General features: G+C 78.1%; 5 protein-coding genes. All 5 read right to left on the bottom strand.

Annotated elements, in window-relative coordinates:
- Window positions 1–112 precede the first annotated feature (112 nt).
- Window positions 113–472, bottom strand: a complete 360-nt coding sequence (locus ACXJKL_RS18705; protein WP_457208509.1) for a TadE family type IV pilus minor pilin — start codon at window positions 470–472, stop codon at window positions 113–115.
- Entirely contained in the window at window positions 469–654 is a 186-nt protein-coding gene (locus tag ACXJKL_RS18700; RefSeq protein WP_457208508.1) for a DUF4244 domain-containing protein, read from the bottom strand. Before ACXJKL_RS18700 ends, ACXJKL_RS18705 begins: the two co-directional genes overlap by 4 nt.
- A gap of 138 nt (window positions 655–792) precedes the next feature.
- Window positions 793–1,521: a type II secretion system F family protein gene (locus ACXJKL_RS18695; protein WP_457208507.1), complete on the bottom strand. Its 729-nt coding sequence runs from the start codon at window positions 1,519–1,521 to the stop codon at window positions 793–795.
- A complete protein-coding gene (locus ACXJKL_RS18690; RefSeq protein WP_457208506.1) occupies window positions 1,518–2,327 on the bottom strand; it encodes a type II secretion system F family protein in 810 nt (269 codons plus the stop codon). Before ACXJKL_RS18690 ends, ACXJKL_RS18695 begins: the two co-directional genes overlap by 4 nt.
- Window positions 2,324–2,831: ATPase, T2SS/T4P/T4SS family (locus ACXJKL_RS18685; RefSeq protein ID WP_457208505.1), on the bottom strand; the 508-nt coding region annotated here is incomplete at its 5' end. The genes ACXJKL_RS18685 and ACXJKL_RS18690, both read right to left, overlap by 4 nt.

Below are 2,831 nucleotides of genomic sequence, written 5' to 3'. Positions count from 1 at the left end.
CCGCTGAGGGCCAGCCCGTCGAACAACAGCAGGCCCGCCGCGCTCACGACGAGGAGGGTCGCCGCCCCCCGCTCCTGCTCGGCCCGCCGGCTCCGCCGGGCGGGCCGAGTCCTCATCCATCCTCCTCGGACACCGCGACCGCCGACGAGCGCACGGTGACGCCGGGCAGGAAGTCGAAGAGCCCACCCGGACCCTCGATCCGCGCCGAGGCCTCCACCCGGACCTCGCCGCCCGAGAGCCGGACGGACAGCTCGGCCCCCTCGGGTGCGATCCGTCGTCCGACCTCCTGGGCCGCCTCGATCCCGTCCCCCCGGGCGGCGACCCGGGCAGCCTCCCGTGCCGCGTCGACGACCCGGACCTGCGCCGTGGCCGCCGCCAGCAACCAGACGAGACCCACGGTCACGGCCAGCAGCAGCGGCAGGCCGAGCGCGAGCTCGGCCGTCACCGCCCCGCGCTCGGGCCCTCGGCTCATCCGATGCCCAGCAGGCCCAGGACGTGGTCGAAGAGCGTCTTGAGGAGCTGGTCGCCGAAGCCGCCGGTCAGCAGCTGGTAGAGCAGGCCGGCGAACCCGGCGCCGGCGGCCGTGCCCACGGCGTACTCCGCGGTGGTGATCCCGCGCTCGTCGCGCCGTCCGGGTCGAAGCGTCTCGTGCATGTCGTGTCCTCTCGGTCGCGACCCGCGCCGTGCGGGCCGTCGACGTCGACCCTGCGCCGCCCGCCGGACTCCCGTGCCCCGTGCCTCGGTCGCTGTGGAGGGGGCGCCGGACCTCCTCGGATGTGGAGGACAGGTGGCTCACGGAGTCGGCCCCAGCGTCGCCAGCAGCCCGGCCACGGTGGGCACGATGCCGATGAGGACGAAGGCAGGCAGCAGGCACAGGCCCAGGGGCACCGCGGCCTTGACACCCACCGCGCGGGCGCGGTCCTCCACCGAGGCCAGCGCCTCCCGCTCGAGGTCGTCGGCGAGACGTTCGACGGCGTCGGCGACCGAGGTGCCGCTGGCCTCGGCGCGCGCGAGGGTGTGACCCAGCGGAGCCAGCACGTCGTCGCGGGCCAGCACCGCCCAGACCGTCGCCGGGGGTGCCCCGACGCGTAGCCGCGCCAGCACGGGGTCGAGGCGGTCGGCGGCCGCGCCGGGGCAGGCGGCGCACACCGAGGCCAGGGCGGCGGTGGGTGCGGCACCCGAGCGCAGCGTCGCCGCCAGCAGGTCGACGAGGTGGGGCAGGTCCCGTGCCGCCGCACTGCGCGCGTCGCGGACCCCTGCCGACTCCGAGCGGCCCAGCACCACCCAGGCCGCGGCGGCCGCCACCGGCCCCGCGACCAGACCCAGCGGCCCGGCCAGGAGAAGGGTCACCGCGCAGCCGGCGAGACCGGCGCGGACGGCACGCCACCAGGTCGGCCGGGCCCTCGCCTCCGGGGACGGCCCGGCGCGGCCGTCGTCCGGTGTGGCGATCGCCCACCGCGGCGGGGGCGGCACGGCCAGGACGACGGCCACCAGGGTCGCCACGACGGCGAGCGCGGTCACGGGCGATCGACCGCGTCGGCAATGGCCTCGATCCACCAGAGGCCGAGGAGCCCGAAGGCGAGCCCGAGCGCGAGACAGCCCCAGCCGATCGGCGTACCGAGCAGGAAGGCCCACGGGTCACCTCCGGCGCCCGAGCCCATCCCCAGGGCCACCACGGGCAGCGCCGCTACGAGACGTGCCGTGGCCCGGGCCGAGGCCAGCTCGGAGGTGACCACCCGCCGGGTCCGGCGGCGCGCCCGGATCCGGTCGGCGACCCGGCCCAGGGCCCCGGCCAGCCCGTGCCCCGAGTGCTGGGAGACCTGCCACGCCGACGCGACGACCCGCAGCTCCCCCGCCCCTGGCGCCTCGGCCAGTCGGCGCAGCGCGGCGGGCACGTCGGAGCCCAGCGCGTGCGCCTCCACGACGGGCGCGAGCCCCGGCCACCGGCCGGCCGCCTGGGCGAGGGCGGCGTCGGGAGGTCGCCCGGCGGACAGCTCGGCCGCCACCACCTCGCACGCCTCGAGGACGTGTCGCGCGGTGGCGTCGGCGGTGACGCGCGCCCGACGTCGTCGCCAGATCCGTTCGGCACCCAGGACGACGAGGGCGGCGATCGCTCCCAGGACGAGCAGCCTGACGGGCAGCACGCCGGCCGTCGTGAGGGCCACGGTCGCAGCCAGCAGGGCGAGCAGCCCCGGCACGCGGGAGCGCACACCGTGGGGGTCCTGCGCACTGCAGGTCGGGCCCGTCGGGTGCACGGGCGCCGGGCAGGCCAGCCACGCGGCCGCCGCGGCTCCGAGCGTCGCCACCCACCACAGGGAGCCGGTCACGCGGTGATCCGCCGGGACAGCTCGCGCGCGGCCGGGCCCCGCTCGACCCGGCCGAGCGCGTCGAAGGTCACGGCGACGTCGAGGGCCACCAGCCCGTCGGCGCCACGACGCGGGACCCCGACCTGGGCCACCCGGCGGACGCCGTCCGGGCCGCGGGCCACGTGCACGACGACGTCGAGGGCGGCCGCCAGCTGGCTGTGCACCGCCGCCTGCGGCAGACCGGCCGCCAGGGCGAGGGCCTCGAGCCGCGCCGGCACGTCGGCCGCGGAGTTGGCGTGCACGGTGCCACAACCACCGGCGTGGCCGGTGTTGAGCGCGGCCAGCATCTCCACCACCTCGGCCCCGCGGACCTCGCCGACCACGAGGCGGTCGGGCCTCATCCGCAGGGCCTGGCGCACCAGGGTGYGCAGCGTGATCTCGCCGGCTCCCTCGATGTTGGGCGGTCGGGCCTCGAGGCCGATGACGTGGGGGTGGGCCGGGCGCAGCTCGCTGGAGTCCTCGACG

It is taken from the genome of Nocardioides sp. P5_C9_2, assembly GCF_054049555.1.
Note: the sequence above shows the minus strand (reverse complement) of the source record. Positions and strands in the feature narration are given on the sequence as shown.